This window comes from Ensifer sp. LBL, assembly GCF_050435225.1.
Classification (GTDB): Bacteria; Pseudomonadota; Alphaproteobacteria; order Rhizobiales; family Rhizobiaceae; genus Ensifer.
Genome location: NZ_JBNDJY010000003.1, coordinates 376,966 through 403,635, shown reverse-complemented (window position 1 = coordinate 403,635; position 26,670 = coordinate 376,966). Strand labels below are relative to the sequence as shown.

Annotated in this window: 22 protein-coding genes; 8 read left to right on the top strand and 14 right to left on the bottom strand. The window is 63.4% G+C overall.

Annotated features, from left to right (window positions below; all coding sequences use genetic code 11):
• The first annotated feature begins 22 nt into the window (after positions 1-22).
• Positions 23-1,315, top strand: coding sequence for a multidrug effflux MFS transporter (locus tag OKW20_RS13570; protein WP_429172916.1), 1,293 nt, complete (start codon positions 23-25; stop codon positions 1,313-1,315).
• A 78-nt stretch (positions 1,316-1,393) separates the two neighbouring features.
• Here OKW20_RS13570 and OKW20_RS13565 read toward each other — a convergent pair whose 3' ends face one another.
• From OKW20_RS13565 to OKW20_RS13545, 5 genes are all read right to left on the bottom strand, one after another.
• Positions 1,394-2,218, bottom strand: a complete 825-nt coding sequence (locus tag OKW20_RS13565) for an inositol monophosphatase family protein (RefSeq protein WP_205238732.1) — start codon at positions 2,216-2,218, stop codon at positions 1,394-1,396.
• Positions 2,215-3,099 carry a tRNA 2-thiocytidine(32) synthetase TtcA gene (gene ttcA, locus OKW20_RS13560; RefSeq protein WP_429172912.1) on the bottom strand — a complete coding sequence of 295 codons (885 nt, stop codon included), beginning with the start codon at positions 3,097-3,099 and terminating at the stop codon, positions 2,215-2,217. The genes OKW20_RS13565 and ttcA overlap by 4 nt, the downstream gene beginning before the upstream one ends.
• Before the next feature lie 128 nt (positions 3,100-3,227).
• The gene (locus tag OKW20_RS13555; protein WP_429172909.1) at positions 3,228-4,175 is read right to left on the bottom strand and encodes a glutaminase; all 948 of its coding nucleotides are present in this window, start codon (positions 4,173-4,175) and stop codon (positions 3,228-3,230) included.
• Positions 4,176-4,328: 153 nt separating this feature from the next.
• The gene (gene rpsD, locus OKW20_RS13550; protein ID WP_034794529.1) at positions 4,329-4,946 is read right to left on the bottom strand and encodes a 30S ribosomal protein S4; all 618 of its coding nucleotides are present in this window, start codon (positions 4,944-4,946) and stop codon (positions 4,329-4,331) included.
• Between the two features lie 227 nt (positions 4,947-5,173).
• On the bottom strand, positions 5,174-5,701 hold the full coding sequence (locus tag OKW20_RS13545) for a MarR family winged helix-turn-helix transcriptional regulator (protein WP_429172906.1): 528 nt from the start codon (positions 5,699-5,701) through the stop codon (positions 5,174-5,176).
• Between the two features lie 109 nt (positions 5,702-5,810).
• Here OKW20_RS13545 and OKW20_RS13540 point away from each other — a divergent pair, with 109 nt between their 5' ends.
• Positions 5,811-6,146, top strand: coding sequence for a cupin domain-containing protein (locus tag OKW20_RS13540; protein WP_192447155.1), 336 nt, complete (start codon positions 5,811-5,813; stop codon positions 6,144-6,146).
• A gap of 72 nt (positions 6,147-6,218) precedes the next feature.
• On the opposite strand, the gene OKW20_RS13535 is transcribed toward OKW20_RS13540, so the two are convergent.
• Positions 6,219-7,736 carry an ATP-binding protein gene (locus tag OKW20_RS13535; protein WP_043614551.1) on the bottom strand — a complete coding sequence of 506 codons (1,518 nt, stop codon included), beginning with the start codon at positions 7,734-7,736 and terminating at the stop codon, positions 6,219-6,221.
• A gap of 305 nt (positions 7,737-8,041) precedes the next feature.
• Here OKW20_RS13535 and OKW20_RS13530 point away from each other — a divergent pair, with 305 nt between their 5' ends.
• Complete coding sequence (locus OKW20_RS13530; protein ID WP_429172903.1) at positions 8,042-8,263, top strand: hypothetical protein; 222 nt, start codon at positions 8,042-8,044, stop codon at positions 8,261-8,263.
• On the opposite strand, the gene murI is transcribed toward OKW20_RS13530, so the two are convergent.
• The 3 genes from murI to OKW20_RS13515 all read right to left on the bottom strand — a co-directional run bounded on the left by murI (position 8,260) and on the right by OKW20_RS13515 (position 11,963).
• A complete protein-coding gene (gene murI, locus OKW20_RS13525; protein ID WP_429172900.1) occupies positions 8,260-9,105 on the bottom strand; it encodes a glutamate racemase in 846 nt (281 codons plus the stop codon). The two genes, OKW20_RS13530 and murI, sit on opposite strands and share 4 nt — an antisense overlap.
• The gene (locus OKW20_RS13520; RefSeq protein ID WP_043614559.1) at positions 9,092-9,922 is read right to left on the bottom strand and encodes an RNA methyltransferase; all 831 of its coding nucleotides are present in this window, start codon (positions 9,920-9,922) and stop codon (positions 9,092-9,094) included. Before OKW20_RS13520 ends, murI begins: the two co-directional genes overlap by 14 nt.
• A gap of 64 nt (positions 9,923-9,986) precedes the next feature.
• Complete coding sequence (locus OKW20_RS13515) at positions 9,987-11,963, bottom strand: FUSC family protein (RefSeq protein ID WP_429172897.1); 1,977 nt, start codon at positions 11,961-11,963, stop codon at positions 9,987-9,989.
• A 278-nt stretch (positions 11,964-12,241) separates the two neighbouring features.
• Between OKW20_RS13515 and OKW20_RS13510 the strand changes: the two genes are divergently transcribed.
• Complete coding sequence (locus OKW20_RS13510) at positions 12,242-13,456, top strand: NADP-dependent isocitrate dehydrogenase (protein ID WP_043614565.1); 1,215 nt, start codon at positions 12,242-12,244, stop codon at positions 13,454-13,456.
• Between the two features lie 23 nt (positions 13,457-13,479).
• On the top strand, positions 13,480-14,076 hold the full coding sequence (locus OKW20_RS13505; RefSeq protein WP_429172894.1) for a demethoxyubiquinone hydroxylase family protein: 597 nt from the start codon (positions 13,480-13,482) through the stop codon (positions 14,074-14,076).
• A gap of 33 nt (positions 14,077-14,109) precedes the next feature.
• On the opposite strand, the gene OKW20_RS13500 is transcribed toward OKW20_RS13505, so the two are convergent.
• The 4 genes from OKW20_RS13500 to recA all read right to left on the bottom strand — a co-directional run bounded on the left by OKW20_RS13500 (position 14,110) and on the right by recA (position 20,328).
• A complete protein-coding gene (locus tag OKW20_RS13500) occupies positions 14,110-15,105 on the bottom strand; it encodes a carbon-nitrogen hydrolase family protein (RefSeq protein ID WP_429172891.1) in 996 nt (331 codons plus the stop codon).
• Between the two features lie 205 nt (positions 15,106-15,310).
• Complete coding sequence (locus tag OKW20_RS13495) at positions 15,311-16,162, bottom strand: AraC family transcriptional regulator (protein ID WP_429172888.1); 852 nt, start codon at positions 16,160-16,162, stop codon at positions 15,311-15,313.
• A 182-nt stretch (positions 16,163-16,344) separates the two neighbouring features.
• Complete coding sequence (gene alaS, locus OKW20_RS13490; protein ID WP_429172885.1) at positions 16,345-19,008, bottom strand: alanine--tRNA ligase; 2,664 nt, start codon at positions 19,006-19,008, stop codon at positions 16,345-16,347.
• A gap of 231 nt (positions 19,009-19,239) precedes the next feature.
• Positions 19,240-20,328: a recombinase RecA gene (gene recA / locus OKW20_RS13485; RefSeq protein WP_043614579.1), complete on the bottom strand. Its 1,089-nt coding sequence runs from the start codon at positions 20,326-20,328 to the stop codon at positions 19,240-19,242.
• Positions 20,329-20,647: 319 nt separating this feature from the next.
• Between recA and OKW20_RS13480 the strand changes: the two genes are divergently transcribed.
• Both OKW20_RS13480 and OKW20_RS13475 read left to right on the top strand, forming a co-directional pair.
• Entirely contained in the window at positions 20,648-21,595 is a 948-nt protein-coding gene (locus tag OKW20_RS13480; RefSeq protein ID WP_429172882.1) for a carbohydrate kinase family protein, read from the top strand.
• A gap of 31 nt (positions 21,596-21,626) precedes the next feature.
• On the top strand, positions 21,627-22,556 hold the full coding sequence (locus tag OKW20_RS13475) for a pseudouridine-5'-phosphate glycosidase (protein WP_043614584.1): 930 nt from the start codon (positions 21,627-21,629) through the stop codon (positions 22,554-22,556).
• Between the two features lie 107 nt (positions 22,557-22,663).
• Here OKW20_RS13475 and cckA read toward each other — a convergent pair whose 3' ends face one another.
• A complete protein-coding gene (gene cckA / locus OKW20_RS13470) occupies positions 22,664-25,300 on the bottom strand; it encodes a cell cycle histidine kinase CckA (RefSeq protein ID WP_429114203.1) in 2,637 nt (878 codons plus the stop codon).
• 268 nt (positions 25,301-25,568) lie between these two features.
• Between cckA and OKW20_RS13465 the strand changes: the two genes are divergently transcribed.
• Positions 25,569-26,561, top strand: coding sequence for a flagellar biosynthetic protein FliO (locus OKW20_RS13465; RefSeq protein WP_429172879.1), 993 nt, complete (start codon positions 25,569-25,571; stop codon positions 26,559-26,561).
• The last annotated feature ends 109 nt before the right edge of the window (positions 26,562-26,670 follow it).

Genomic DNA, 26,670 nt, shown 5'->3' with positions numbered 1-26,670 from the left:
ATTGAATTTACGGGTTATCCCAATGTCCACCATCACCAATCAATCCGAACATGTCGACGGCGTCTCGGGGGCCGAGCGCCTCAACATGGGCATCGTCGAATTCATCATCACCATCGCCGTCATGACGGCGAGCGTCGCCATTGCTATCGACAGCATGCTCCCGGCGCTGCCGGCGATCGGCCAGTCGCTGAACGTCGCCAACACCAACGACAGCCAGCTGGTCATCGGCGTCTTCTTCCTCGGCTTCGGCATCTCGCAGATCTTCTTCGGCAGCGTGTCCGACGCCTTCGGCCGTCGCCGCGTGCTGCTCGGTGGGCTCGCCTTCTTCACCGTGTCGATGTTTGCCGCCGCCCTCACCCAGAGCTTCGAGACGCTGCTGATCCTGCGCTTCATCCAGGGTATCGGGGCTGCGGCGATCCGCATCACCACCATGGCGATCGTGCGCGACTGCTTCGGCGGCCGTGAAATGGCGCGCGTCATGTCCTATGTGATGATCGTGTTCATGATCGTGCCGATCGTGGCACCTTCGATCGGCCAGCTCGTGATCCTCTATGCCAATTGGCACTGGATCTTCATCCTGATCGGCATCATCGGCGCGATCCTCTTCGTCTGGGCCTTTTCCCGCATGAAGGAGTCCCTTCCCCAAGAGGAGCGCATGCCGCTCTCCGTCGGTGCGGTGGCGTCGGGTTTCAAGACCGTTCTCACCAACCGCATCACCTGCGGTTACATGATCGGCATGACGATGTTCACCGCCGTCATCTGCGCCTATATCGTCACCGTCCAGCAGATCTTCGGCGAGGTCTATGGCCTCGGCGAGTGGCTGCCGATCGCCTTTGCCGGCACGGCCGGCGGCATCGCGGTTGCGAACTTCGCCAACGGCTTCTTCGTCCGCAGCTTCGGCATGCGCCGCATCTCGCACGTCTCGATGATCCTGTTCACGCTGATCTCGGTCGCGGGCTTCGTGATGTCGCTCTCCGGTACGCCGGCCTTCGTCGTCAGCTACCTGATGTTCTCGGTGCTCTTGATGTTCTTCGCGGTGATCGCAACGAACTTCACCGCAATCAGCCTGGAGCCGATGGGGCACCTGGCAGGTACCGCAACGGCGATCACCGGCTTCGTTTCGACCACCGGTGGCGCGCTCATCGGCGGCGCTGTTGGCCAGCTCTTCAATGGCACGTTGCAGCCGCTGTTCGGTGGTTTCGCGCTCTTCGGCGCGGTGACGATCCTTGCAACGCTCTGGGCTGAAAAGGGCAAGCTCTTCACCCATCCGGGCGACAAGGACGTCTCCATGGATCACGGCGGCGGCCACATGTAACGGCCGCCATAAGGCAAACAAAAAGCCCGCCCGGAGCGATCCGGGCGGGCTTTTGCATTTTCGGGCTGCTTCGAACAGCTAGACCGTGAAGACCTCGCGGCGCAGCGTCTCCCAGCTCTCCTTGTCGGTCGCCAGCAGCAGGCCGCCATTGAGATGCGACGGCAGGTAGGGCGAGCCGTCGAAGCGGGCGGCATAGGCGCCGGCCTCCTGCGAAATCAACGTGCCGGCCAGGTGGTCCCAGGGCATCAGCTTCTGGTACATCAGGAAGTGGATGTGGCCGCCGGCAAGCATGCGATATTCATGCGCGGCACAGCGGTAGCTGGTGGCGATGCGCACCTTGGCCATGTTGGCCATGACTTCGCGGCGCGCTTCCTGCTGGTAGAAACCGGTCGAAGCGCCGCCGACCATGGCCTCGAGCGGTACGCCGGCGGTCACCGACAGGCGCTCCTGCGATCCGTTGGCGCGGCACATCCAGGCGCCGGAGCCCTTCTCGGCGATCACCCAATCGTTGCCGAGCGGATCGTAGATGATGCCGGCAACCGTTTCGCCCTTGGCGACGACGCTTGCCATGACGCCGAAGAGCGGCACGCCGGCGGCGAAATTGAAGGTGCCGTCGATCGGGTCGACGACGACAGCGAGGTCGGCATCGGCGAGCTTATCGAGCAGCGCCGGGTCGGCGGCAACCGATTCTTCACCGACGAACAGTGCGCCCGGCGCGACGTCCTCGATGCGCGCCTTGATCAGCCGCTCGGCCGCTTCGTCGCCTTCGGTCACGAGGTCGATGGCTTCCGATTTCACTCTGACGTCGCCGGCTTCGAGATTGCGGAACCGCGGCAGGATCTCTTTGACCGCCGCTTCCTGCAGGAGGTTGGCAAGGCCGGCAATGTCGACGGGATGGCTCATTCTTTGGGCTCCGGTGTGAGGGACTGGAAATCGAACAGCTTGGGATCGAGAAGGTGCGACGGGTTCACGTGGCCAAGCGCGCGCAGCATCGTGTCCTTGCGGCCCGGCATGCGTCGCTCGATATCGGCAAGCATCGCCTTCATCGCATTGCGCTCCAGGCCGTCCTGCGAGCCGCAGAGGTCACAGGGGATGATCGGAAACTCCATGGCCGCGGCGAACTTGGCGAGATCGTCCTCGGCCGCATAGGCAAGCGGACGGAGCAGCATCAGGTCGCCTTCGTCGTTCAGGAGCTTTGCCGGCATCGAGGCCAGCCGGCCGCCATGGAAGAAGTTCATGAAGAAGGTTTCGAGGATGTCCTCGCGGTGGTGGCCGAGCACCAGCGCGTCGCAGCCCTCTTCACGCGCGATGCGATAGAGGTTGCCGCGCCGCAGCCGCGAACAGAGCGAACAGTAGGTCGCCCCCGTCGGCACCTTCTCCTTCACGATCGAATAGGTGTCGCGATACTCGATGCGATGCTTGACGCCGATCGATGCCAGGTATTCCGGCAGGATGTGCTTCGGGAAGTTCGGCTGCCCCTGGTCGAGGTTGCAGGCGATGAGCTCCACCGGCAAGAGCCCGCGCCATTGCAGGTCCATGAGCAGCGCCAGCAGGCTGTAGCTGTCCTTGCCGCCGGAAAGGCCGATCAGCCAGCGCTTCGATCCCTTCAGCATGCCGAAATCGTCGAGCGCCTGTCGGGTCTGGCGAAGCAGACGCTTGCGCAGCTTGTTGAACGAGACCGAAGTCGGCATGCGCTCGAAAAGCGGGTGTGCGCCGGCGTCGATAGCGGCGTCATCGAACGCGGCTTCAACCGGATCTTGGGGCTGGCTCAATGAAAGGTCCATGGCGGGGATCCTGTGCGGCAGGCGGGCGCAACCGGCGCCCGGCTCATCTTGGCCAGCACTTGCCCGCTCCGGCCGTCAAGATCAAGGGAAATCGGCCTGAAGGCGCAGATCGCCCGCGTCGGAGCAGTTCAAGGGCCGAAGACCGACCAGCCGGTGCGCGCCGCCAGCATTTCGAGCGCCAGAGATCCGAGCAGCGAATTGCCGTTTTCGTTGAGGCCCGGCGACCAGACGGCAACCGAGGCCTTGCCGGGCGCCACCGCCAGAATGCCGCCGCCGACGCCGCTCTTTCCCGGCAGGCCGACGCGATAGGCAAAATCGCCCGAACCGTCATAGTGGCCGCAGGTCAGCATCAGCGCATTGATGCGCCGCGCCCGCTGGCGCGAGACGACGTTGTGACCGGTCAGCGGGTTGCTGCCGCCGGCAGCCAGAAACAGGCCGGCCTTGGCGAGCTGGCTGCAGGTCATCGATAGCGCGCAGTGGTGGAAATAGACGCCGAGCACGTGGTCGACGGGATGGTCGAGCTTGCCGAAGGAGCGCATGAAATTGGCAAGCGCGAAGTTCCGGTAGCCGGTGGCCGTCTCCGAACGCGCGACCTCATGGTCGATGACGATCTGGTCATCGTCGGCGAGGTAGCGGACGAACTGCACGATTTCGCCGATCAGCTCCCGCGGCGTGTGGCCGGCAAGGATCAGGTCGCTGATGGTGATGGCGCCGGCATTGATGAAGGGGTTGCGCGGCTTACCGCCCTCTTGCTCGAGCTGGACGATCGAGTTGAAGGCCGAGCCCGACGGCTCGCGGCCGACACGATGCCAGATGTTTTCGCCGTGCTTGCCGAGCGCCAGCGTCAGCGTGAAGACCTTGGAAACGCTCTGGATCGAGAACGGTGCCTCGGCATCGCCGACGCGGTAGATCTGGCCGCCTGTGGTCACGATCGCCATGCCGAAATGCTTGGCATCGACGCGCGCGAGCTGTGGGATGTAGTCGGCGACCTTGCCCTGGCCGAACCGCGGGCTCAGCTCCCGATGAATGTCGTCGATGATCGCCTGCAGATCCTGCGGCTTCTGCTCTTCGGGCATCGGGCTTCCCTCTTGCTCATCGCCCTCGGATCGAGGCGACGATAAGGCGCTTGTTCGCTGGGGTCCGCGGTTGCGCGGATGCTGATAGGCACTGACAAAAAAGCCGCCCGTTTCCGGGCGGCTTTCGAAACGTCACAAGGCGTGAGCCTCGGATTAACGCGAGTAGAATTCGACGACCAGGTGCGGTTCCATGACGACGGCGTAAGGCACGTCGGAGAGAACCGGAACGCGGACGAAGGTCGCGACCATCTTGTTGTGATCGGCTTCGATGTAGTCCGGAACGTCGCGTTCAGCGAGCGAAACCGATTCGAGAACGGTTACGAGCTGCTTGGACTTTTCCTTGACTTCGATGACGTCGCCCGGCTTGCAACGGTAGGAACCGATGTTGACGCGGACGCCGTTGACCTTGACGTGGCCGTGGTTGACGAACTGACGGGCAGCGAAGACCGTCGGAACGAACTTGGCGCGGTAGACGATCGCGTCGAGGCGCGATTCGAGCAGGCCGATCAGGTTTTCCGGGGTGTCACCCTTGCGGCGGTCAGCTTCAGCGAAGATCGCGCGGAACTGCTTTTCGCGGATGTCGCCGTAGTAGCCCTTGAGCTTCTGCTTGGCGCGCAGCTGTACACCGAAGTCCGAAAGCTTGGACTTGCGGCGCTGGCCGTGCTGGCCCGGGCCGTATTCGCGGCGGTTTACCGGGGACTTCGGACGGCCCCAGATATTTTCGCCCATACGGCGGTCAATTTTGTACTTGGACGATTCGCGCTTGCTCATCGCATTTCCTTTCAAACGGTTACACCGGCCTGTTTCCAAACCGGATCAAGGAAACACGCCCTCCTCTGAACCCATTTTCGGGGTTCTGACAGGTTTCTCACGATCAAGCTGACGGAGAAGCCACGGGACATGTCAAATGAAACACCGGACATTTCTGCCCGGCGTTGGGGCGGCTTTAGTGGGTCCGGCCCCTGTTGTCAAACGAAATCGTGACAAACAGCCGTTGATCACGCCGGATCACCCGACGGCGCTTGCTCCAACGAAATCAGCAGCTTCCTGAGGAGCGCCGCCAGCGTCACGCGGTCTTCCTTGCTCAGCGCGTCGAGGTAGCGCGCTTCGCTCGCCATGTCGGCACGAAAGGCGTCTTCCGCAAGCGCTATTCCCCTTTCCGTCAGTCCGACGACGCTGCTGCGGCCATCGGACGCCGAGCGTTCCCGCAGGATCAATCCCGCCTTCTGCAGCCTGTCGAGCCGATGCGTCAGTCCGCCCGACGAAATCATCAGCAGCGTATAGAGATCCGTCGGCGTCAGCCGGTAAGGCGGCCCGGACCGCCGAAGCGTCGAGATCACGTCGAACTCGCCGCGGTCGATGCCGAAGGAGGCGAAGGTCTCCTCGATCGAGGGGCGCGCTAGATTGGAAAGCCGGTAGGCGCGACCGAGGATGGTCATCGGCTCCGTGTCGAGGTCCGGCAGTTCGCGGTCCCATTGCGCCCGCAACCGGTCGACGTGATCGCTCTCGGCATTTTTGTTTTGCATCGCTTGCTCCAGGTCTTCGAAACTATCTTGACGAGAAGATAGTTTCGAATAATATCTTCTCGTGAAGATAGTTCATTGCAATCGACAAGCCAACCCGATGGAGGCCAGCATGTTTCATGTCATTCCGCGCTCAGAGCAAAAACCAAGCCCCAAGCGGACCATTCTGTTTGAAGGTGGGCAATATGGCACGCCGATTTCGCTCTTCCTGATGGATGCTGAGCCAGGCCAAGGGCCGGCGCTGCATGTGCATCCCTATCCCGAGACCTGGCTCATTCATTCCGGCGAGGCGGAGTTCACGGTTGGAGATGAGACGCTGATCGGTAAGACCGGCGACATCATCGTCGTCGAAGCCGGCACGCCCCACCGTTTCGTCAACAATGGTACGGCGCGGCTCGAGATGACCTGCATCCACGCGTCCGACCGCGTCATACAGGAATTTATCTGAGCCATGCCGACACGGTTGGCATCTCACGCCTTGAGTTCCCGCGAGAAACGAAGGCTTGATCTGTAACCGGACTCACTCCGCCGCAGCGGCGGCCGCGCCCGTTACATCCGGCCCGTTGGCGTCGCCTGGAGCGGTCTCGCTGCCGAGGTCCGGGAAGGCAACGATGCGCTTTCCGGCGAAATCCGCATGGATGACGATCAGTCCATGCTCCTCGAAGTAGCCAAGCAGACGGCGGGCCCGCCTTGCAGAATGGGTGCCGTAGGCACGCGCGATCATCGCGTCGGAGGGGCATGGCAGGCCCCGGACGGCCGCCTGCGCCATCATCAGGAACACGGCCTGCAGATCCTCGGTGACGCGATCGGCAAGCTGCAGGGCCTGGGCCCAGGTCTCGCTCGCAGCAGTCTCCGGATCGACGCCTGAGCGGGCAACCGCCATCTTGCGGCGGAACGCGCCAAGTGACAGGGCCGTACCGGACGGCATGCGGCGAATGCGGCAGCGCACCAGGAAGTCCTGAAACAGTTCCGCGTCCGGCCGGAAGGCTGCCTCCGGATTGGCGAGGATTTCCGCAAAGACGCTGTCGAGCAGGGTCTCTTTCTCGTCAGCGGTCATCTCCGGCTGCGTCGGCCTTGCCTCGATCGGCGCGACCGGCTCGGGCCGTGGGCGCGAGAGTTCGGCCAGGATGTCGGTCGTCGGGCGTGGCGGAGCAACAGCGCGGCGCATGATCGGCCGGGTCAACTCGTCCGGATCCGGCGTGAAGATCAGGTCCTCGACATCCTGCGGCGCCTCCGGCAGAGGCATCAGCTTCGGGCTCGTCGAGCGGGCCGAGGTTTCGACCGTGCCGATCGTTACCTTGAGCGGACGGCGCGACAGGGCCGGACCGAGCGCGACGAAGGAGCCGCGCTTGAGGTCGCGGAACATTTCCGCCGTGCGCCGGTCCATGCCGAGAAGATCGGCCGCGCGCAGCATGTCGATGTCGAGGAATGTGCGGCCCATCAGGAAGTTGGAGGCTTCGGCCGCTACGTTCTTGGCAAGCTTCGCCAGGCGCTGCGTCGCGATCACCCCGGCAAGGCCGCGCTTACGGCCGCGGCACATGAGGTTGGTCATGGCGCCAAGCGAAATCTTGCGCACCTCTTCGGTAACATCACCGGCGACCGACGGTGCAAACATCTGCGCTTCGTCGACAACGACGAGAACCGGGTACCAGAACTCGCGATCCGCATCGAACATGGCGTTCAGGAAGACGCCGGCATTGCGCATCTGCTGCTCGATATCGAGCCCTTCGAGCGACAGAACGCAGGAAACGCGGTGCTGGCGGATGCGGTTGGCAATGCCGATCAGTTCCGCGTCGGTCCGCTCGCCCTCGACGACCACATGGCCGAACTTGTCGGCAAGCGTGACGAAATCGCCTTCGGGATCGATGATGCACTGCTGCACCCAGGGTGCGGATTGCTCCAGCAGCCGCCGCAACAGGTGCGACTTGCCCGAACCGGAATTGCCCTGCACCAAGAGACGGGTGGCCAGAAGCTCCTCGATATCGAGCGAGGCCGATGTCCCTTCGGACGTCGCTCCCATGTCGATGCCGACCTTCATGTCCACCTCTTCGTGCGCGTGCGGCCCTGATGAAGGAACCGCCCAATCTTTACGTTCTCACGCTCTTCCAGTCGCCGGACCGGTGCGTAGCTGCTCAATGCTTTAGATGATTCGCGATCGTGCGGAGACCGCCATTCGGGCTTCACCTAACACGGTTTTCCCGGAATGCGTGGCGCAGGAAGCGAAAACCCACAGGGAATACGCGGCGGCAAGTCGTCGGAACACCAAGCCGCACGCCCTTTGCTGCAAGACAGAGCCGAAATTCTTCGGCATGCTGACTGCTGCGAGCGAGCGCGCGTCCCCATATGAAGCGGAAGGGCAGCGATTTACGAGGGGCGGCAATGAGTCAGAGCGAAACCGAACGCCAGCTGGAGATGCACAATCTCGATCAGCGCATGCGCGACGCTTACAAGGAGGGCCAACCCGTTTTATCAAAGGCGCAAGCCAAACGCGCCGGTCACAAAAACTTCCTGCTTGCCTGTGCCTTGGTTTCCTTGATCGCCATCCTTCTGGCGATCCTCTTCTAGCCGATCGCTTCGGTCTGTCCCACGCGCTCGTCAGCGGTCGCATTTGCCGTTACCGACAGGCCAAAGCCCTGCATCAGCCGTCTTGTGGCAAAATCCGGTTTGCCGGAGGTGAAGATCGCCGGGTCGAGGCCATTGAGCGGTTCGAAGCCGTTCGGCAGCGGCACCAATGACCGCGCCCGCCGGGCAATCGCTTCCGCCGGATCCAACCAGTCGACCGGCCAGGGCGCAAGCCGGCGGAAGACGTTGGCCATGAAGGGATAATGGGTGCAGGCAAGCACGACGATATCGGTCTTCCTGCCGTCCATCTCGACGAAGCACGGGGCGATTTCGGCAAGAACGGTCTCGTCGTCGAGTTTCTCGCCGCGGATATAGGCCTCGGCCATCTTGGCAAGGCTCTCCGAGCCGACGAGGCGCACGTGACACTGCGTGGCGAATGACTGGATGAGATCACGGGTATAGGCGCGCTTGACCGTGCCGGGCGTCGCCAAAACGGAAACCAGCCCGGAGCGCGTGCGCTCGGCCGCCGGCTTGATTGCGGGCACCGTGCCGACGAAGGTCATCTGAGGAAAGGCCGCGCGAAGATCGGCGCCGACAAGCGTGAAGGCGGTGTTGCAGGCGATCACGCAGATTTCCGGATCGTGTTCGGAAAGCAGCCGGCCGAAGAGCGCGATCACCCGTTCCTTCAGCGCCGCCTCTTCCCAGCCGCCATAGGGAAAGCCGGCATCGTCGGCGACATAGATGAAGTGCCGCTCGGGCATCAGCACCCTCGCCTCGCGCAGCACGGTCAAACCGCCGATGCCGCTGTCGAAGACGAGGATGGGTTTCAGTTCACTCGCTGTCACCTTTGTCTCGCGCTTTCCTTGAGTGTTCACCCGGAGCGCCGGAGCCCCGCGGATTTTCCCGCGTGAACCGGTCGAGCGAAGAAATGACGCCGCGTAGCACCTGGATTTCGGATTCGGTAAAGGACGGCCTGGTCAGAACCGCGCGCAGGTTCTCGACCAATTTCGGCTTTTTGTCGGCCGAACGGAAATAGTTCCGCGCCTCAAGCGCTTCCTCCACGTGCTCGAACAGACCCTGCAGGTGTTCCTTGGTCGCCGGTCGCTGCTCGATCGCCTGGAACGAGGTCTGGTCCTCAGACTCCATGCCGGTCTTCAGCCACTCGTAGGACATCAACAGCACGGCCTGGGCGAGATTGAGCGACGCGAAGGCCGGGTTGACCGGAAAGGTCACGATCTCGTCGGCAAGCGCCACTTCCTCGTTGGTAAGCCCGGTGCGTTCGCGCCCGAACAGGATGCCCGTCTTCTCACCGCCCTGGAAGCGCTGGCGCAGCGTGCGCGCCGCGACGATCGGCGAGCGCACCGGCTTGTAGCCGTCGCGGTCGCGTGCGGTCGTCGCATAGACAAAGTTGAGGTCGGCGATTGCCTCCTCGACCGAGCCGTAGAGCTTGGCAGCGTCGATCACGTGGTCGGCGCGGCTTGCGGCCGATCGTGCCTTTTCGCTCGGCCAGCCGTCGCGCGGATTGACGAGCCGAAGCTCCGCGAGCCCGAAATTCGCCATCGCGCGGGCGACCATGCCGATGTTTTCGCCGAGCTGGGGATAGGCGAGAATGATCGCCGGTCCTTCCGCCAGAAGTTCGCGCTCGCTGTTCGTTCCTGCCATTTCCTTAGCCTTCGCCTTTCGTTCGGCGTTTCCCTTGCACAAATGGCGGCGAAATTAAAGGCCACTACAAATGAAGCCGGTTGAGAGACACTCCGATCATTTCGAGTCCGAGCTCGGCATCGTCCTTCGAGATCGGCAGATGGCGGTCGACCGGCGCACCGATGCGGCCGACCTCGTAGAAGTACGCTGACGCCTTGTCGCGCACCGTCTGGACGAGCGCGAGATTGGCGTCGATATCCGCCTTGAAATCGCTTCCTTCCAGCTCCGCATCCGTGCCGACACGCCGGGCGAAGACCCGCGCCCAGTAGGTGCAGGCCATGAAGATCGCCAGCGCCTGACGCACGTGACCGGGACGCGTTACCAGCTGCCAGGGAAGCCCGAGCGGCTTTGCTGCCGCCGCCAGGTCACGATAGGCGCGGTCGAGCGCCTGCGACCGGGCGATCAGCACCAGCCCCGAGGCCCCGTCGCGCGCCGCCTGCAGCAGGCCTTTGAGCTCGTCGCACCAGCTTGCGACGGCGGCATCGAGCGTCGTGCGGGTGCGCGTCGGAAAGACGACGAAGGCGACCGCAGCACCGGCGATCGAACCGATCAGGGTTTCCTCCAGGCGCAGTTGCAGCAGATGCGGGCTCAGCACGCCCATCAGGCTGTAGACCAGCGACAGCACGACGGAGATGAAGAAGGTCATTGTCGCATAGGAGACGGCGAGGAAATAGAACGCCAGAAAGACGCAAAGGGCGCTGAGCGGCAGCACCAGATAGATATTGCCGGCCACCAGCGTGCCGATGACGATGCCGACCACGATGCCAAAGAGCGTACCGGCCGAGCGCTGCAGCGCCTTGAGCGCCGTGTCGCCGCGCGAGCGCGTGTTGGTGAAGACGAGAAACGCCGCAAGCACCGCCCAGAACCAGCGCTCGCGTGACAGCATCAGCCCGAAAACCATGGCGATACCTGAAGCCAGAGTGATCTGGATCGCCGCCTTCAGGGCGGGATCGTCCAGCGACGGCTTCCAGCGGGTGGAAACGCCACTCAAGTGCGGTGGCGTTTCCTCCAGATCGGCCGGCGTCAGCTTTGCAAGGCTCCGGGCAAGCCTCTGCCGGACGTTGCGCAGCCACAGCAGCGCCTTCACCGTTTCTTCGCGGCGCGGAGCCGCATCGCCGAGCCGCGCGATCTCCGCGTCGATCCGCTCGCCGTCGCGCGCCACCATCGCCTCCACCAGTGCCGGCGGTGGCATCGACTGGAAGCTGACAACCATCACGCTTTCGGCCGCAAGGTGCAGGTCGAAGAGGTTGATGACGAGGTCGGAGGTGGTGAGGCCGGGCTGCGGTTCCGGGCGCCGGTTTTCCGTCGGAATGAAGCTCTCGGCCATCAGCACCGCTTCCTTCAGCCGCTCTTCAGCCGCATGCAATTGACGACGATCGGCCGGCGACAGGACGGGCTTGCGGGCGATCTCCGCCAGTTGCAGCAGCATCTGGTCGACGCGGCGCTGCACGCTTGCCGTGGCGCGCAGGAGGTCGCGATAGCGATCGTCCGGCAGCAGCCGCGTGCGGACGAGATGCGCGACCGTGGCCGACACGGCCGCCCCGAAGAACAGCGCCGGCAATTGGTCGAGCGTTGGCCTCAGATAGGCACCGGTGAAATAGGACATGAAGGCGAACATGCCGACGGCAAAACCGCGCGGGCCGAAGGAGCGGCCATAAACCGCGAGGAAGATGATCAGCAGGAAGACGACGTCGGAGACGTAGCGGTGATTCTCGAGCACCGACGCAAGCCCGACCATCGAAACGCCGACGAGGACGGCGATGATGCGGGTGAGCCGCTGGCCGGCGATGGTGCGATCGCGCACCGCCAGCCCCCCTTCGATCGACAGCGACGCCGCAAGCCCGAAAGCGGCCGGCGGCAACGGTGCGACCAGGTAATGAAACGCCATCAGCAAAAGGATGGAAACGACGATCGTTGCGGTGATGCGCGAGGCCTGCCGCAGGCGGGAGAAGGCCGGATCATTGGCAAGAAGCCAATCGCGCATACGGGAACGAAGTGCCATCGGTAGCCTTTGCCTGTCCCGCGGCCGCCTGTGGACGCGCGCCGCTTTCGCCGGTTCTTCCTGAATAGCGGCAGACGCGATCTTTGCAAGGCCGGCGCGACGAAAGCGGGCGTCGAAAAGCGGTGGCGAAGAGCCATCCGAGGTCCGCCTCCACCTCCATCCAAAGTTTCAGCCAAGCATGCTTTGCCTTGTCGGTTCTGAGTGCTATAGGGCACAGGATTTTTCAGAGAGGAAGGGACATCGCTCCCGCTGTCCCGCATAAGCTACGAGGCATATTCATGGCAAAGATTAAGGTCGCCAATCCGGTCGTCGAACTCGACGGCGATGAGATGACCCGCATCATCTGGCAGTTCATCAAGGACAAGCTGATCCATCCCTACCTCGATGTCGATCTGGAATATTACGACCTCAGCGTCGAAAACCGCGATGCGACCGAAGACCAGGTAACGATCGACGCTGCCAACGCGATCAAGAAGCACGGCGTCGGCGTCAAGTGCGCCACGATCACGCCGGATGAAGCCCGCGTCGAGGAATTCAAGCTGAAGAAGATGTGGAAGTCGCCGAACGGCACGATCCGCAACATCCTCGGCGGCGTCATCTTCCGCGAGCCGATCATCTGCAAGAACGTGCCGCGCCTGGTTCCGGGCTGGACCAAGCCGATCATCGTCGGCCGTCACGCTTTCGGCGACCAGTACCGCGCCACCGACTTCAAGTTCCCGGGCAAGGGCAAGCTGACGATGAAGTTCGTCGGCGAAGACGGCAAGGAAATCGAATACGACGTCTTCGACGCACCGTCGGCCGGCGTTGCCATGGGCATGTACAACCTGGACGATTCGATCACCGAATTCGCGCGCGCTTCCTTCAACTACGGCATCCAGCGCAAGGTTCCGGTCTACCTGTCGACCAAGAACACGATCCTCAAGGTCTATGACGGCCGCTTCAAGGACATCTTCCAGCAGGTCTTCGACGCCGAATTCGCCGACAAGTTCAAGGAACTGAAGATCTGGTACGAACACCGCCTGATCGACGACATGGTCGCTTCGGCTCTGAAGTGGTCCGGCGGTTACGTCTGGGCGTGCAAGAACTACGACGGTGACGTTCAGTCCGACATCGTTGCCCAGGGCTTCGGCTCGCTCGGCCTGATGACCTCGGTTCTGATGACGCCGGATGGCAAGACGGTTGAAGCTGAAGCTGCGCACGGCACGGTGACCCGTCACTACCGCCAGCACCAGAAGGGCGAGGAAACCTCGACGAACTCGATCGCCTCGATCTTCGCCTGGACCCGTGGCCTTGCCCACCGCGCCAAGCTCGACGGCAATGCCGAACTCGCAAAGTTCTCCGAAACGCTCGAGAAGGTCTGCGTCGACACCGTCGAAGCCGGCTTCATGACCAAGGACCTGGCGCTGCTCATCGGCCCCGATCAGCCGTGGCTCTCGACCACCGGCTTCCTCGACAAGATCGACGAGAACCTGCAGAAGGCCATGGCTGCCTGATAAGCTCGACCGAGCTTGAAAAAATGATCGCGCCGATTTCCCCGCGCAACGCCCTGACGATCGCTCGCATCGTCAGGGTCAATCACGCCGGGGAATTCGGCGCGATCCGCATTTATGGAGCCCAGATCGCGGTCGTCCGCAGGCTCTATCCGGATTGCGTGCCGATGCTCTCGGAAATGCTTGGTCACGAGATCGAGCACTGCGCGCTGTTTCGCGCGGCGATGCCTGCACGAAAATCTCGACCCTGCCGCATCATGCAGTTCTGGAGCCTGGGCGGGTGGTTGCTCGGGTTCGTGACCGCGCTCTTCGGGCGTCGCGGCATATGGGCCTGCACGGCCGCCGTGGAAGCCGCCGTGCATCACCATCTCGACGATCAACTGCATTTCCTCGCCGACAAGGATCCGGAGCTTCATGCCCTCATCCTGTCGATCCGCGAGGAGGAGTTGGCGCATCTCGATCACGCGGAGGCGCAGCTTTCGGGCGAAGACCGGCTCGCCCACGCCCTGCGCGCCGTCATCTCCCTTGCCACCACCGTCCTGATCTGGCTTTCGACCTGGGGCGATTCCACGCGCATGGCGGCAGCTCTGCGGAAAGCCTCGCCGCAGGCTGATTCACTTTAGGCGCGATCGCATCGGCCGAGGTGCTGTCTACGCCTAGAACATATCGCGGCGGCTGCTGCGCGGGTCATCGCTGACGATATGCGGATCGTAGATCCCGCCCCTCGCCTGTCGGCGCCACGGTCGGGCCGGATCGTCGGGATCGTTGCCGATATCGGCTATCGCCATCGACGCCCCATCTCCCACACATCGTGTTACCCATTGTCCGTCAGGTGCCACGATCCCTGAGGAGGCTGTGAGGCCAGGTTGTGCGAGAACGGCAAAACTTGCCCAATAGCGGTTGCTCGACGCATGCCCCTGTACTTCGGCTGCAAAGGCAAGGTCGTTTTCCAGAGCGCCGCCGGACGTCGAAAACAGGACGCAATCGACATTCAGCCGCTCGTATTCGAGGAAAATCTCGGGAAAATGGCACTCGATGCCGAGCGCGCAGCCGAAGCGGATGCCATCGACCTCGAATGTCAGCGGGATCGTTCCGGGCGTATACATGAAAGAGATCTTGGTATTGGACAGCATGCGCTCGTCATAGCGCGTCGCAATCGTTCCCTTGTCCGAGATCACATAGAGACTGTTGTGCGGACGATGCGGCTCGGTGAGCTTGTGCACGGAGCCGAGCACCGTCCATAGGCCGAGCTCACGCGCCAGCATTCGGATGGCGTCAAGCTCCTCGCGCAGAACCGCCCATTCGAACCGGTGCCAATCGGACGGGCCGATGTCGCGGGGCCCGATTGCGGACATGATGCGCTTGTTCGGAAAACATGTCGCTCCTTCCGGGAAGTGCACAACACGCGCCCCTGCCAGATGCGCTTCCCGCATCAGGCGCCGGATACTTTCGCCGGCAAGGCGAAGTGCTGCCGCGTCTCTGGGGTCGTCGAAGTAGCCGGATTGCGCCACGGCAAGACGCAGCGACTTTGGTTGCAGAGGCGTCTCTTCCGCAGCAGCGTGGCGAAGATGCATGAGTGCGGTGGTGTAGGATTCGCCGGTCTTGGCGACGCGGGCGCGAACGCGCCGTTTGAAATTTCGGTTTTCAGTCATGGCAGGGCCTTTCGCGTCTCGGGCAAGTTCCCCAGCAACCGGACCCGAAACGGTGGGACCGAGATTGCGACCCGAGACTGAAGTCCCTTTGCCTCCATGAAAGGATCGTGCCGGGGACGATCTTTGGAGGTTCGGCGCAGGCCACGCCGAACCAAAAGTGCCGTCGAGCTGCCGATTCGTCAATTGTGGTAGCGTCCGGATGCCGTCACCTCAATGGCAGGTAGATTTCGCTCAAGAGTTCCGTCGGCGCAACTTCGCGGGGATTGTTGAGATATTTCTCGAACATCAGGCTATCGCGGATCTCGCGGCCGGACTGCGGCAGCCAGGTGCCGTAGAGCCACTGATAGGCCTTCGGCATGTCCGCGTAGGGGCCCTTGTGGCGAAGCACCGCATAGCGGCCGCCGTCGAGATGCTGTGGCGTCAAAGGCGCCTCCACGGGCATCGCCTTGCGCGCGCTGACGCAGGCGAAAGAGCGCAGCTTATCGGTCGACACTAGTTCCGGGTCGTCGAGATAAATGCCGATCATCTCCATGTCCGGCCGGAACAGTTGCCGCGAAAAGAGAGTGCCGTAGAGCGTCTCGAATGCCTTGCCGATCTCCATATAGGAGCCGGTGTGGGCGACGCCGACGACGTCGAAGGCTTCGACCTCCTTGAGGGTGACTTCGTACATGTCTGGAATTCCTTCCGTTGAAGCGGTTTCAAAGGCGACATGGCTTCCCTCCTTGCGGTATCGCGCCGGCGGCAGTCCGTAGGACGCCTTGAATGTGCGGTTGAAGGATTGCAGGTTGGGATAGCCAGAGCGCTGCGCGATCGTTTCGACAGGAAGATCGGTCTGGGCGAGATCGGCCGCGGCCCGCTGCAACCTCAGCCGCTTGACGGTTCCGGCCAGCGTCTCGCCGTGAACGGCCCGGTAGATCCGATGCCAATGGTGCGGCGACAGACAGGCAATCTCCGAGAGACGATCGAGGTCGAGATCGCCGTCGAGATGGCCGTAAATATAGTCGCTGACCCGGTGCAGACGCCGTTCATAGGTCGCCCACGTTACCCGCTCTTCCATGTCCACCCTTTCGCGCTTTGCTCACGGATCGGTAGACCATAGATCAATTTGACAAATCCTGCGGAGTTGTCCGGCTGCTTTCGCAGAGGATTTGTGCGCCTCGGCGGGCTCGATAAGACCTGACGCCGCAAACAAAAAAGGGTGCCGCAACGGACACCCTTTTCCTATTCTGTCGGTGGCAATCAGCCGGCGAGTGCGACGGCCACTGCCTCGATCGCTTCGGCTGCCTTGTCTCCGTCCGGGCCGCCGGCCTGGGCCATGTCGGGACGGCCGCCGCCGCCCTTGCCGCCAAGAGCGGCGGACGCGATGCGGACGAGGTCGACGGCGCTGTGCTTCGACGTCAGGTCTTCGGTTACGGCGACGACGGCGCTGGCCTTGCCGTCACCGGAAACGCCGACGAAGGCGACGATGCCGGAGCCGAGGCTCTTCTTGCCGTCGTCGGCAAGGCTCTTCAGGTCCTTAGGCTCGACGCCCGAGACGACCTTGCCGAGGAAGCGGATGCCGGCGATGTCGCGGGCTGCGTCGGCAGAACCGGCCTCGCCGCCGCCACCAAGCGCCAGCTTCTTCTTCGCTTCGGTCAGCTCGCGTTCCAGCTTGCGGCGCTCGTCGAGCAGAGCTTCGACGCGACCGAGCACGTCGCCCGGCTGAACCTTCAGCGTATTGGCAAGCGTCTTGACGCGCTCGTCCTGCTCGTTGAGGTAGGCGCGGGCCGCTTCGCCGGTCAGCGCCTCGATGCGGCGAACGCCGGCGCCGACGGCGCTTTCCGAGACGACGCGGACGAGGCCGATGTCACCGGTGGCAGACACATGCGTGCCGCCGCAGAGTTCGACCGAATAGGCGCGGTTGGCCTTGGAGCCGTGGATGCCGCGGCCCATCGAGACAACGCGAACTTCATCGCCGTACTTCTCGCCGAAGAGCGCCATCGCGCCTTCGGCAATCGCATCATCGACGCTCATCAGGCGCGTGGTCACCGGCGAGTTCTGCACGATGATCTCGTTGGCCATCTCTTCGACGATCTTCAGCTCCTCGGCCGTCATCGGCTTCGGGTGCGAGACGTCGAAGCGCAGGCGCTCGGGCGCCACCAGCGAGCCCTTCTGGGCCACATGGGTGCCGAGCACTTCGCGCAGCGCCTCGTGCAGGAGGTGCGTTGCCGAATGGTTGGCGCGCAGGCGCGAGCGGCGCGCATGATCGACGTCGAGCTGGGCGGCGTCGCCGGTCTTGACCGTGCCTTCGGCGACGGTCGCGAAGTGGACGAAGAGCCCCTCGCCGCGCTTCTGCGTATCGGTCACGGTGAGCTTGCCGCTTTCCGTCGTGATCGTGCCGGTGTCGCCCATCTGGCCGCCCGATTCGCCATAGAACGGCGTCTGGTTCAGGATGACCTGGACGGTGTCGCCCTTGGCGGCCGAGGCGACGACGGCGCCGTCACGCACGACCGCCTGGATCACGCCTTCGGCGGTCTCTGTGTCGTAGCCGAGGAAGTCGGTGGCGCCGTGCTTTTCCTTGAGCTCGAACCAGATGGTTTCAGTCGCAGCTTCGCCGGAACCGGCCCAGTTGGCGCGGGCTTCAGCCTTCTGGCGTTCCATAGCGGCCGAGAAAGTGTCGGTATCGACGGTGATGCCCTTGGCGCGCAGTGCGTCCTGGGTCAGGTCGAGCGGGAAGCCGTAGGTATCGTAGAGCTTGAAGGCGGTCTCGCCGTTGAACTGGTCGCCTTCCGACAGATCGGCAGAGGCATCGGACAAGAGGTTGAGGCCGCGCTCCAGCGTCTTGCGGAAACGGGTTTCCTCGAGCTTCAGCGTCTCGGAGATCAGCGCTTCGGCGCGCACCAGCTCCGGATAGGCGCGGCCCATCTGGCCGACGAGCGCCGGCAGGAGCTTCCACATCAACGGATCCTGCGCGCCGAGCAACTGCGCATGGCGCATGGCGCGGCGCATGATACGGCGAAGCACGTAGCCGCGGCCTTCGTTCGACGGCAGCACGCCATCGGCGATCAGGAAGGCGGACGAACGCAAGTGGTCGGCAATGACGCGGTGGCTGGCGCGACGGTCGCCTTCGGCCTTGACGCCGGTTGCTTCTTCAGAAGCGGCGATCAGCGCGCGGAACAGGTCGATGTCGTAGTTGTCGTGCTCGCCCTGGAGAACGGCGGCAAGGCGCTCGAGGCCCATGCCGGTGTCGATCGACGGACGCGGCAGGTTAACCCGCTCTTCCTTGGTGATCTGCTCGTACTGCATGAAGACGAGGTTCCAGATCTCGATGAAGCGGTCGCCGTCTTCATCGGCCGAGCCCGGAGGTCCGCCCCAGATGTGGTCGCCGTGGTCGTAGAAGATTTCCGAGCACGGGCCGCAGGGGCCGGTATCGCCCATCGCCCAGAAATTGTCGCTGGTCGGAATGCGGATGATGCGGTCGTCGGAGAAGCCGGCGATCTTCTTCCAGAGATCGAAGGCCTCATCGTCGGTGTGGTAGACCGTGACCAGCAGGCGCTTGGCGTCGAGGCCGTACTCCTTGGTGATCAGGTTCCAGGCAAGCTCGATCGCGTTCTCCTTGAAGTAATCGCCGAAGGAGAAGTTGCCGAGCATCTCGAAGAAAGTGTGGTGGCGTGCGGTGTAGCCGACATTGTCGAGGTCGTTGTGCTTGCCGCCAGCGCGAACGCACTTCTGCGCCGTCACGGCTGTCGAATAGGGGCGTTGTTCCAGGCCGGTGAAGACGTTCTTGAACTGCACCATGCCGGCATTGGTGAACATCAATGTCGGGTCATTGCGCGGCACCAACGGGCTCGACGACACGACCTCGTGACCGTTCCTGCGGAAATAGTCGAGAAAGGTCGACCGGATTTCATTCACGCCGCTCATCTTGCGTCCTATTCTTAAGCACCGATTCCGGCCCGGGTCCGGCCCACGCCGCGCCACTAAGCCATTGTCCCTAAACCCTGCAGCCGCCCACGGTGACCGCACCCTCCAACGCGCTGGGTCGCCGGAACCAAAGGCTTTTATCGCTCACATATCCGACTGTCCAGACGCCAGCAAAAAACCGGCCGCCCATGGGGCGACCGGTTCTTGGGTAACCTCAGTGGACCGAGCGGCTTATGCTTCCGGCGGCTCGTCGCCGTCGTCCGCTTCCGGACCGCCATTCTCAAGGAACCGGTCGGCGATCAGGCCAGCATTCTGGCGCAGCGCCGTCTCGATCTCGCGTGCGAGATCCGGATTGTCGCGCAGGAACGTCTTGGCGTTCTCGCGGCCCTGGCCGAGACGCTGGCTGTTGTAGGAGAACCAGGCGCCCGACTTCTCGACGATGCCGGCCTTGACGCCGAGGTCGACCAGTTCACCGGTCTTCGATACGCCTTCGCCATACATGATGTCGAATTCGACCTGCTTGAAGGGAGGCGCCATCTTGTTCTTGACGACCTTGACGCGGGTCTGATTGCCGACCACCTCTTCGCGCTCCTTGACCGAGCCGATGCGGCGGATGTCGAGGCGGACCGAGGCGTAAAACTTCAGCGCGTTGCCGCCGGTGGTGGTTTCCGGCGAACCGAACATGACGCCGATCTTCATGCGGATCTGGTTGATGAAGATGACCATGCAGTTCGACTTGGAGATCGACGCCGTCAGCTTGCGCAGCGCCTGGCTCATCAGGCGGGCCTGCATGCCCGGCAGGCTGTCGCCCATTTCGCCTTCGATTTCGGCGCGCGGCACGAGTGCGGCAACCGAGTCGACGACGAGAACGTCGATCGCGCCGGAACGCACGAGCGTGTCGGTGATTTCGAGCGCTTGTTCGCCGGTGTCGGGCTGCGAGATCAGGAGGTTTTCGAGGTCGACGCCGAGCTTGCGGGCGTAGACCGGGTCGAGCGCGTGTTCTGCGTCGACGAAGGCGCAGATGCCGCCCTTCTTCTGAGCTTCCGCAACGGTCTGCAGCGCCAGCGTCGTCTTACCCGAGCTTTCCGGGCCGTAAATTTCAACGATGCGGCCCTTCGGCAGGCCGCCAATGCCGAGCGCAATGTCGAGGCTGAGAGAGCCGGTCGAAACCGTCTCGATCTCAATGATGCTGTCCTTCCCACCGAGCTTCATGATCGATCCCTTGCCGAACGAACGTTCGATCTGGGAAAGTGCCGCTTCAAGTGCCTTGCTTTTATCCACCGATTTGTCCTCTACGAGCCGCAAAGAGTTTTGTGCCATTTGGTCCACCTTTAGGTTATTGAAGCTACCGAGGCAATGAAGCCGCCGCAGGAGTTTTTGTACATGTTTTGTTCCGTATTTGCAAGAGCGCGACAACACATTGAAAAACAATAGCTATCCACCATGCGTTCGATTCTTGTTCACGGAACGAAAGCGGAGTTTTCGAATGTTGGCGCCAACGCTTCGAACATGCCCGGTTAGGCCCGGCCGATTCGTTGGCGCATGACACTTCGGACGGGTCGGGCGCGTGGCGCTTCGCGATGCGGCATTGCAGGATGCCAACAGATATTCGGCCGATCGGCCAAGCAGAGGAACATTCATGACGCAAGCTGAGATCGCCGTTTTCGGTGGTGCGCATATCGACAGGCGCGGCCGCATATCGGGAACGACAGCGCCAGGATCGAGCAATCCGGGAAGCTGGTTCGAAGAAGCAGGCGGTGGTGGTTTCAATGCCGCGCGCAACCTGGCGCGCCTCGGCCACAGTGTGCGCATGATCAGCACCCGCGGCGGCGATGCGGCCGGCGAGATGGTGACCGCAGCCGCCGCCGCCGCCGGCGTCATCGACACTCCCCTCACCTTTCTCGACCGCCAGACGCCGAGCTATACGGCGATCCTTGAAAACGACGGCAATCTGGTGATTGCGCTTGCCGACATGGAGCTCTACCGGCTGTTCTCGCCCCGGCAGTTGCAACGACGGGCGCTGCGCGAGGTCATTGCCACGAGCCAGCTCGTGCTGACCGACGCCAACCTGCCGGAAGAAACCATCGCCGCACTTGCCCAGTCGGCTGCCGGCAACGGCCGCCTCGTCGCCGGCATCGCCGTTTCGCCGGCCAAAGTCATCCGCTATCGGCCGTGCCTCTCGCATCTCTCGTTCCTGTTCATGAACGAGTCCGAGGCCCGGGCACTGACCGGCAAGGATGCGGCCGAGGCGAATGAGTGGCCGTCGTTGCTGAGAAGCGTCGGCCTTACGGGTGGCGTCGTCACACGCGGCGGCCGCGCCGTCGTCGCCTTCGACGGCGAAGACACCTGCGTTGCCGTTCCGCCAGCCCTTCCCGCGCTTGCCGACGTCACCGGCGCCGGCGACGCGCTCGCCTCCGGATTCCTCTCGGCGCGCCTTGGTGGCCACGCCATCAACGCGTGCCTGCGGCACGGCATCGCAGCCGCTCAAATCACCTTGCGCTCTCCCTTGGCCGCATCCGAAGAGATGTCCGCGACCAATCTCGAACAGGCGCTGGCCCTTGTGCCCGTGCCCCAAATGCTGTCATGACATTTGCCAGCAGAACTCCCAAGGAAAGACCATGACCAAACCCGCTTCCCCCTTCCTGCCGATGGAATATTCCGACGAGGTCGCAGCCGCCAAGGCGCGTGGCGCGCCGATCGTGGCGCTGGAGTCGACCATCATCACCCATGGCATGCCCTACCCGGGCAACCTGAACATGGCCCGCAGTGTTGAAGCGATCATCCGCGAGCAGGGTGCCGTGCCGGCGACCATCGCGGTCATCCATGGCGTGCTGCATATCGGCCTAGACGACGCCAAGCTCGAAGAACTGGCGAAGACCCAGGGCGCGATGAAGGTCTCGCGCGCCGACCTCGCCTTCGCGATCGCTGAGCGCCGCACCGGCGCGACGACCGTTGCCGCGACGATGATTGCCGCCGCCCGCGCCGGCATCCGCGTCTTTGCGACCGGCGGCATCGGCGGCGTGCACCGTGGCGCCGAGCTCTCCTTCGACATCTCCGCCGACCTCGACGAACTTGCCCGCACCGGCGTCATCGTCGTCTGCGCCGGCGCCAAGGCGATCCTCGACATCCCGAAGACGCTCGAAGTGCTCGAAACCCGCGGCGTTCCTGTTGTCACCTATGACAGCGAAATCTTCCCGGCCTTCTGGTCGCGCGACAGCGGCCTCAAGAGCCCACTGATGCTGAACAGCCCGGCGGCCATCGCCAACTTCCAGACCATGCGCGAGCAGCTCGGCGTCGAAGGCGGCATGCTGGTCGCCAATCCGGTTCCGGAAGCTGCCGAGATCCCGCGCGAAGAGATGGAAATCTACATCGCCCGCGCGCTCGACAACGCCGAAAACGACGAGATCACCGGCAAGGCGGTCACGCCCTATCTGCTGAGCAACCTCTTCGAAATGACCGAGGGCCGCAGCCTCGAGACCAACATTGCGCTGGTCGAGAACAATGCCCGGCTTGCCGGCGAGATCGCCGTGGCGCTCAACGCGAAGTAAGCTCGGACAGGCTTGGACGAACAAAAAAGCCCGGCGAAATGATCGCCGGGCTTTTTCGTGTCCGGAGTTCACCGGGATCGCTCAAGAGAGGTTTAGACCGACCAGGCTTAGGAATCGAGCATTTCGCGCACGGCGACGGCCAGTTGCTTCAGCGAGAACGGCTTCGGCAGGAAGCCGAACTTGGCGTCCGCCGGCAGGTTGCGGGCAAAGGCGTCCTCGGCATAACCCGAAACGAAGATGAACTTCAGGTCCGGATACTTCTTCCTGAGTTCGGTCAGAAGCGTCGGTCCGTCCATTTCCGGCATCACCACGTCGGATACGACGATATCGACGGCGCCGTTGAGCTCGTCCATGATATCGAGCGCTTCGACGCCGGAGCCGGCCTCATAGACCGTGTATCCGCGCGTTTCCAGCATGCGCTTGCCGCCGCGGCGCACGGCCTCCTCGTCTTCCACCAACAGTACCACGGCCGAATCCCCGGTGAGATCGGTCGGCTCTTCCTGCTTTGCAGCGGGTGCTGCAACTGCCTGAGCGGCCGGCGCGGCAACAGCCATAGTATTGGTCGCGGGCGTTGTCCCGGCCTGTGCGGTCTCTTCCGCAGCGACCGGCACCTCGATGTGGCGGGGCAGAAGGATGCGGAAGGTCGTGCCCTTGCCGACTTCCGATTCCGGATAGATGTAGCCGCCCGACTGCTTGACGATGCCATAGACCATCGACAGGCCGAGACCGGTGCCCTTGCCGACCTCCTTGGTCGTAAAGAACGGCTCGAAGATCTTGTCGAGGATCTCAGGTGGAATACCGGTTCCCTGGTCGGAAACTTCGACCATCACGAAGTCTTCGTCCGGCAGTTCGCGCCGTCCGAAGGCCGAGACCTCCTCCGCCGGCAGGTTGCGGGTGCGAAGTGTGATGATGCCGCCTTGGGGCATCGCGTCACGCGCATTGACGGCAAGGTTTAGCAGCACCTGTTCGAACTGGCCGAGATCGGTCCGGACCGGCCAGAGATCGCGGCCATAATCGACCTCGACCTTGACGTTGGTTCCGGTCATGCGGTCGACCAGCATGCGCAGGTCGCCGATGACGTCGGTCATGTTGAGCACCGTCGGCCGCATCGTCTGCTTGCGCGAGAAGGCAAGCAGCTGCCGAACGAGAACTGCGGCACGGTTGGCGTTGCGCTTGATCTCCATCAGGTCGGCAAAGCTCGGGTCGGCCGGGCGGGCGGACAGAAGCAGGTGGTCGGACGACAGCAGGATCGCGGTCAAGACGTTGTTGAAGTCGTGCGCGATGCCGCCGGCAAGCGTGCCCACGGCGTTCATCTTCTGCGTCTGCGCCATCTGGTTTTCGAGCGCTTTCTGCTCGGTAATCTCCAGCGCGTAGATGATCGCCGCTTCCTCCGGCGCCTGGTCGGTCTGGTCGATCACGGCATTGACGTAGAAGCGGAAATGGCGCTCGCCATCGGTCGGATGCAGCGCGTCGATCGGTGCGATGTCGCCCTGCCGGTCCTTGGCGGCCGCAAGCGCATCGTGCAGGCGAAGCTTCTCGGTTTCGTGCACCACGGCATCAATCAGCGCGCCGCGCTCGACGTCATCCTGCGAGACGAGGCCGGAGAACAGCTTCAGGAACGGCGCGTTGGTGCGCAGGATCCGGCCATTGCCGTCGACCGAGGCGATCGCCATCGGCGTGTTGTTGAAGAAGCGGGTAAAGCGCATCGCCGCGCTCGACGCCGACTGGTCGCTGTCCTCGCCGCCCTCGCGCGACATGACGATGGTGCGGCTTTCGCCGGGCGCGCCGTCGCGGGTGGAGGAAACGCGGTGGATCATGCGGACCGGCAGGCTCTGGCCGTTCATCTTGCGCAGGTCGAGGTCGAGCATCTTGGTCTTCTTCAGACCCGGTTCGGCCTGCACCGCCTGGACGAGCGTCAGTCCTTCGCCAGCCACCAGATCGCCGATGCTGATCGAACCCGGCTGGAACTTGGTGAGATCGATGCCGAGCCAGTCGGCGAGCGTGGCGTTGATGTAGAAGATCTCGCCCTTGCGGCCGGCGGAGAAGAAGCCGGCGGGCGCGTGGTCGAGATAGTCGATCGCGTTCTGCAATTCCTTGAAGAAGCGTTCCTGGTCGTCGCGCTCCGCGGTAATGTCGGCGATCTGCCAGAGATAGAGCGGGTTGCGCTCGCTGTCTTCGAGCGGCAGGACGCGCGCCTTCAGCCGGAACCAATGGGCGCCGGAGCCGGTGGCCGCACCGGTCGCAAGCGGCTTCAGCAGGCGGAATTCCTCATGCCCCTGCTTGCCCTCGTGCAGGCCGTTGGTCAGCCGGTAGATCGCTTCCGTCGCCTCGCGATTGCGCGACAGGATTGTTTCGAGCGACTGGATGCCGGCAGCGTTTCTGGCACCCGTCAACGCGCCATAGGCGGCGTTGGCATAGATGATCCGGCCCTTGCGGTCGGTCACGATCGTGCCGTCCTCATGCGCATCGAGGAAGGCACGCGCCAGTTCGTCCGGGCGCGACTGCGGCATCACCTCGATGAAGCCGATGACCGAGGACACGAGAAAGAAGATGCCGACCATGGCGAGAACGCCGAGGATGCCGAGCACGATCTCGTTTTCCATCTGGTTCCGGAAGATCACGAAGGCGATGGCGGAAACGGTGAGGACGATCGCGAGCAGCACGATCCGCAGCACGGTTCCGGGCCTGACGCCACGGTCAACAACCGGCATCTGGTAGTCGCCTGACTGCCGCAATTTCGTCATCGGGTCCTCTTACGCGGCCGGCGCCGCGCGCGGGCGCGGCCCAGCCCTTCCGGCCGGCATCCGCTCAAACCGCCGGGCAAAATCGGCCATTGCCGACACGCCCTCGATCATTCGGACAAGAATCATCTTTAACAATCAGAGATAACAGCAAAAAGCACCTGTGCGGAAGCATTCGAGCCAATTCACAGGGAATGTCGGCGAAGTGCTTGTCCGAGCCCGAAAAAAGCCGTCAAATACTGCCACTCGAAAGGCAGAAGGAGTTCAGCCTATGATGGAAACGATCATCGCCGACAACGGCAGCCGGTTCGTTGTCGCCGCTGCAGCGGTCGCGATCGGACTTTTGTGCCTCGTGGCCGTACTCTGGATCATGCGCAACCGCCCTTCGTCGCCCTTCATCCGTGGCGGCAAGAACCGCCAGCCGCGTCTGGCCGTGCTCGACGCCGCCGCCGTGGATACCCGGCGGCGCCTCGTGCTGGTGCGCCGTGACGATGTCGAGCACCTGATCATGATCGGCGGGCCGACGGATATCGTCATCGAAAGCCGGATCGTCGCCGGCGGTGACGAGCGTGCGGCCGAACGCCCCGCTGTCATCGAACGCAAGGTCGCCGAACCGATGGCTGAAAGCCGTCCGGCCGTCAGGGAACCCATTCAGCAGCCCGCGTCGACGATGCAGGCCGAACCCGTCGTCGCAACGCCGGTTCGCCCCATCACCCGGACCGAGGAACAGCCGGTCGCCCGCGTCGAGCCTGTGGCGCCGATGCGCGTTACGGCCGAACAGCGCCCGGTGGCCGCACCTGCCCTTGCGGCAGAACAGCGCCCTGTTGCCCGCTCCGTCGCCCAAGCGGCACCCGAGATCCCATCCGTTGCCGCCGTCGCTCCCCCTTCGGTGAACGTCGATATGCCGATGAGCCGTCCGGTCGCCATGGCTCAGACCGTGCAGCCACAGCCCATTCAGGCGCAGCCACCCCAGCAGCTTCAGCGCCCCGCACCGATCATCCAGTCGCAGCCTCAGCCTCAGCCTCAGCCGGCTCCGGCCGCTGCCCTTTCCGACTTCGAGCGCCTCCTCGACGCCGAGATCACCGGCGACCTGCAGCGCCTCGGCCCGGCGACATCCGTCACTCCGGAAAACCGTGCATCGCTTCAATCCGGCCGTCAGGAGCCAACCCTCGGCGCGCCTGCCGATGGCGGTCACAAGGAGCCGACGATCGAAGAAGAGATGAACCGCATGCTGGCCGACATCTCCGCCGGGCGTAAGCCCTGATTGCGCATTGGCCCGACGGCGACGTCGGGCATCGCGACAACGCGGGATACTGTCTGAGGCCAGATACTGAAGCGAAGATCCGCTTCGTTTTTTTTTGAAATTCGGCACA

Excerpts from the sequence above, each read along its gene's own strand:
- OKW20_RS13515 (WP_429172897.1), bottom strand. The coding sequence starts at position 11,963 with ATGGCACTTCGTTCCCGTATGCGCGATTGGCTTCTTGCCAATGATCCG.
- OKW20_RS13540 (WP_192447155.1), top strand. The coding sequence starts at position 5,811 with ATGTTTCATGTCATTCCGCGCTCAGAGCAAAAACCAAGCCCCAAGCGG.
- recA (WP_043614579.1), bottom strand. The coding sequence starts at position 20,328 with ATGGCACAAAACTCTTTGCGGCTCGTAGAGGACAAATCGGTGGATAAA.
- OKW20_RS13465 (WP_429172879.1), top strand. The coding sequence starts at position 25,569 with ATGATGGAAACGATCATCGCCGACAACGGCAGCCGGTTCGTTGTCGCC.
- OKW20_RS13505 (WP_429172894.1), top strand. The coding sequence starts at position 13,480 with ATGATCGCGCCGATTTCCCCGCGCAACGCCCTGACGATCGCTCGCATC.
- OKW20_RS13535 (WP_043614551.1), bottom strand. The coding sequence starts at position 7,736 with ATGAAGGTCGGCATCGACATGGGAGCGACGTCCGAAGGGACATCGGCC.
- OKW20_RS13475 (WP_043614584.1), top strand. The coding sequence starts at position 21,627 with ATGACCAAACCCGCTTCCCCCTTCCTGCCGATGGAATATTCCGACGAG.
- ttcA (WP_429172912.1), bottom strand. The coding sequence starts at position 3,099 with ATGGACCTTTCATTGAGCCAGCCCCAAGATCCGGTTGAAGCCGCGTTC.
- OKW20_RS13545 (WP_429172906.1), bottom strand. The coding sequence starts at position 5,701 with ATGCAAAACAAAAATGCCGAGAGCGATCACGTCGACCGGTTGCGGGCG.
- OKW20_RS13480 (WP_429172882.1), top strand. The coding sequence starts at position 20,648 with ATGACGCAAGCTGAGATCGCCGTTTTCGGTGGTGCGCATATCGACAGG.
- OKW20_RS13495 (WP_429172888.1), bottom strand. The coding sequence starts at position 16,162 with ATGGAAGAGCGGGTAACGTGGGCGACCTATGAACGGCGTCTGCACCGG.
- OKW20_RS13570 (WP_429172916.1), top strand. The coding sequence starts at position 23 with ATGTCCACCATCACCAATCAATCCGAACATGTCGACGGCGTCTCGGGG.
- cckA (WP_429114203.1), bottom strand. The coding sequence starts at position 25,300 with ATGACGAAATTGCGGCAGTCAGGCGACTACCAGATGCCGGTTGTTGAC.
- OKW20_RS13520 (WP_043614559.1), bottom strand. The coding sequence starts at position 9,922 with ATGGCAGGAACGAACAGCGAGCGCGAACTTCTGGCGGAAGGACCGGCG.
- OKW20_RS13500 (WP_429172891.1), bottom strand. The coding sequence starts at position 15,105 with ATGACTGAAAACCGAAATTTCAAACGGCGCGTTCGCGCCCGCGTCGCC.
- OKW20_RS13555 (WP_429172909.1), bottom strand. The coding sequence starts at position 4,175 with ATGCCCGAAGAGCAGAAGCCGCAGGATCTGCAGGCGATCATCGACGAC.
- rpsD (WP_034794529.1), bottom strand. The coding sequence starts at position 4,946 with ATGAGCAAGCGCGAATCGTCCAAGTACAAAATTGACCGCCGTATGGGC.
- OKW20_RS13510 (WP_043614565.1), top strand. The coding sequence starts at position 12,242 with ATGGCAAAGATTAAGGTCGCCAATCCGGTCGTCGAACTCGACGGCGAT.
- OKW20_RS13530 (WP_429172903.1), top strand. The coding sequence starts at position 8,042 with ATGAAGCGGAAGGGCAGCGATTTACGAGGGGCGGCAATGAGTCAGAGC.
- alaS (WP_429172885.1), bottom strand. The coding sequence starts at position 19,008 with ATGAGCGGCGTGAATGAAATCCGGTCGACCTTTCTCGACTATTTCCGC.
- OKW20_RS13565 (WP_205238732.1), bottom strand. The coding sequence starts at position 2,218 with ATGAGCCATCCCGTCGACATTGCCGGCCTTGCCAACCTCCTGCAGGAA.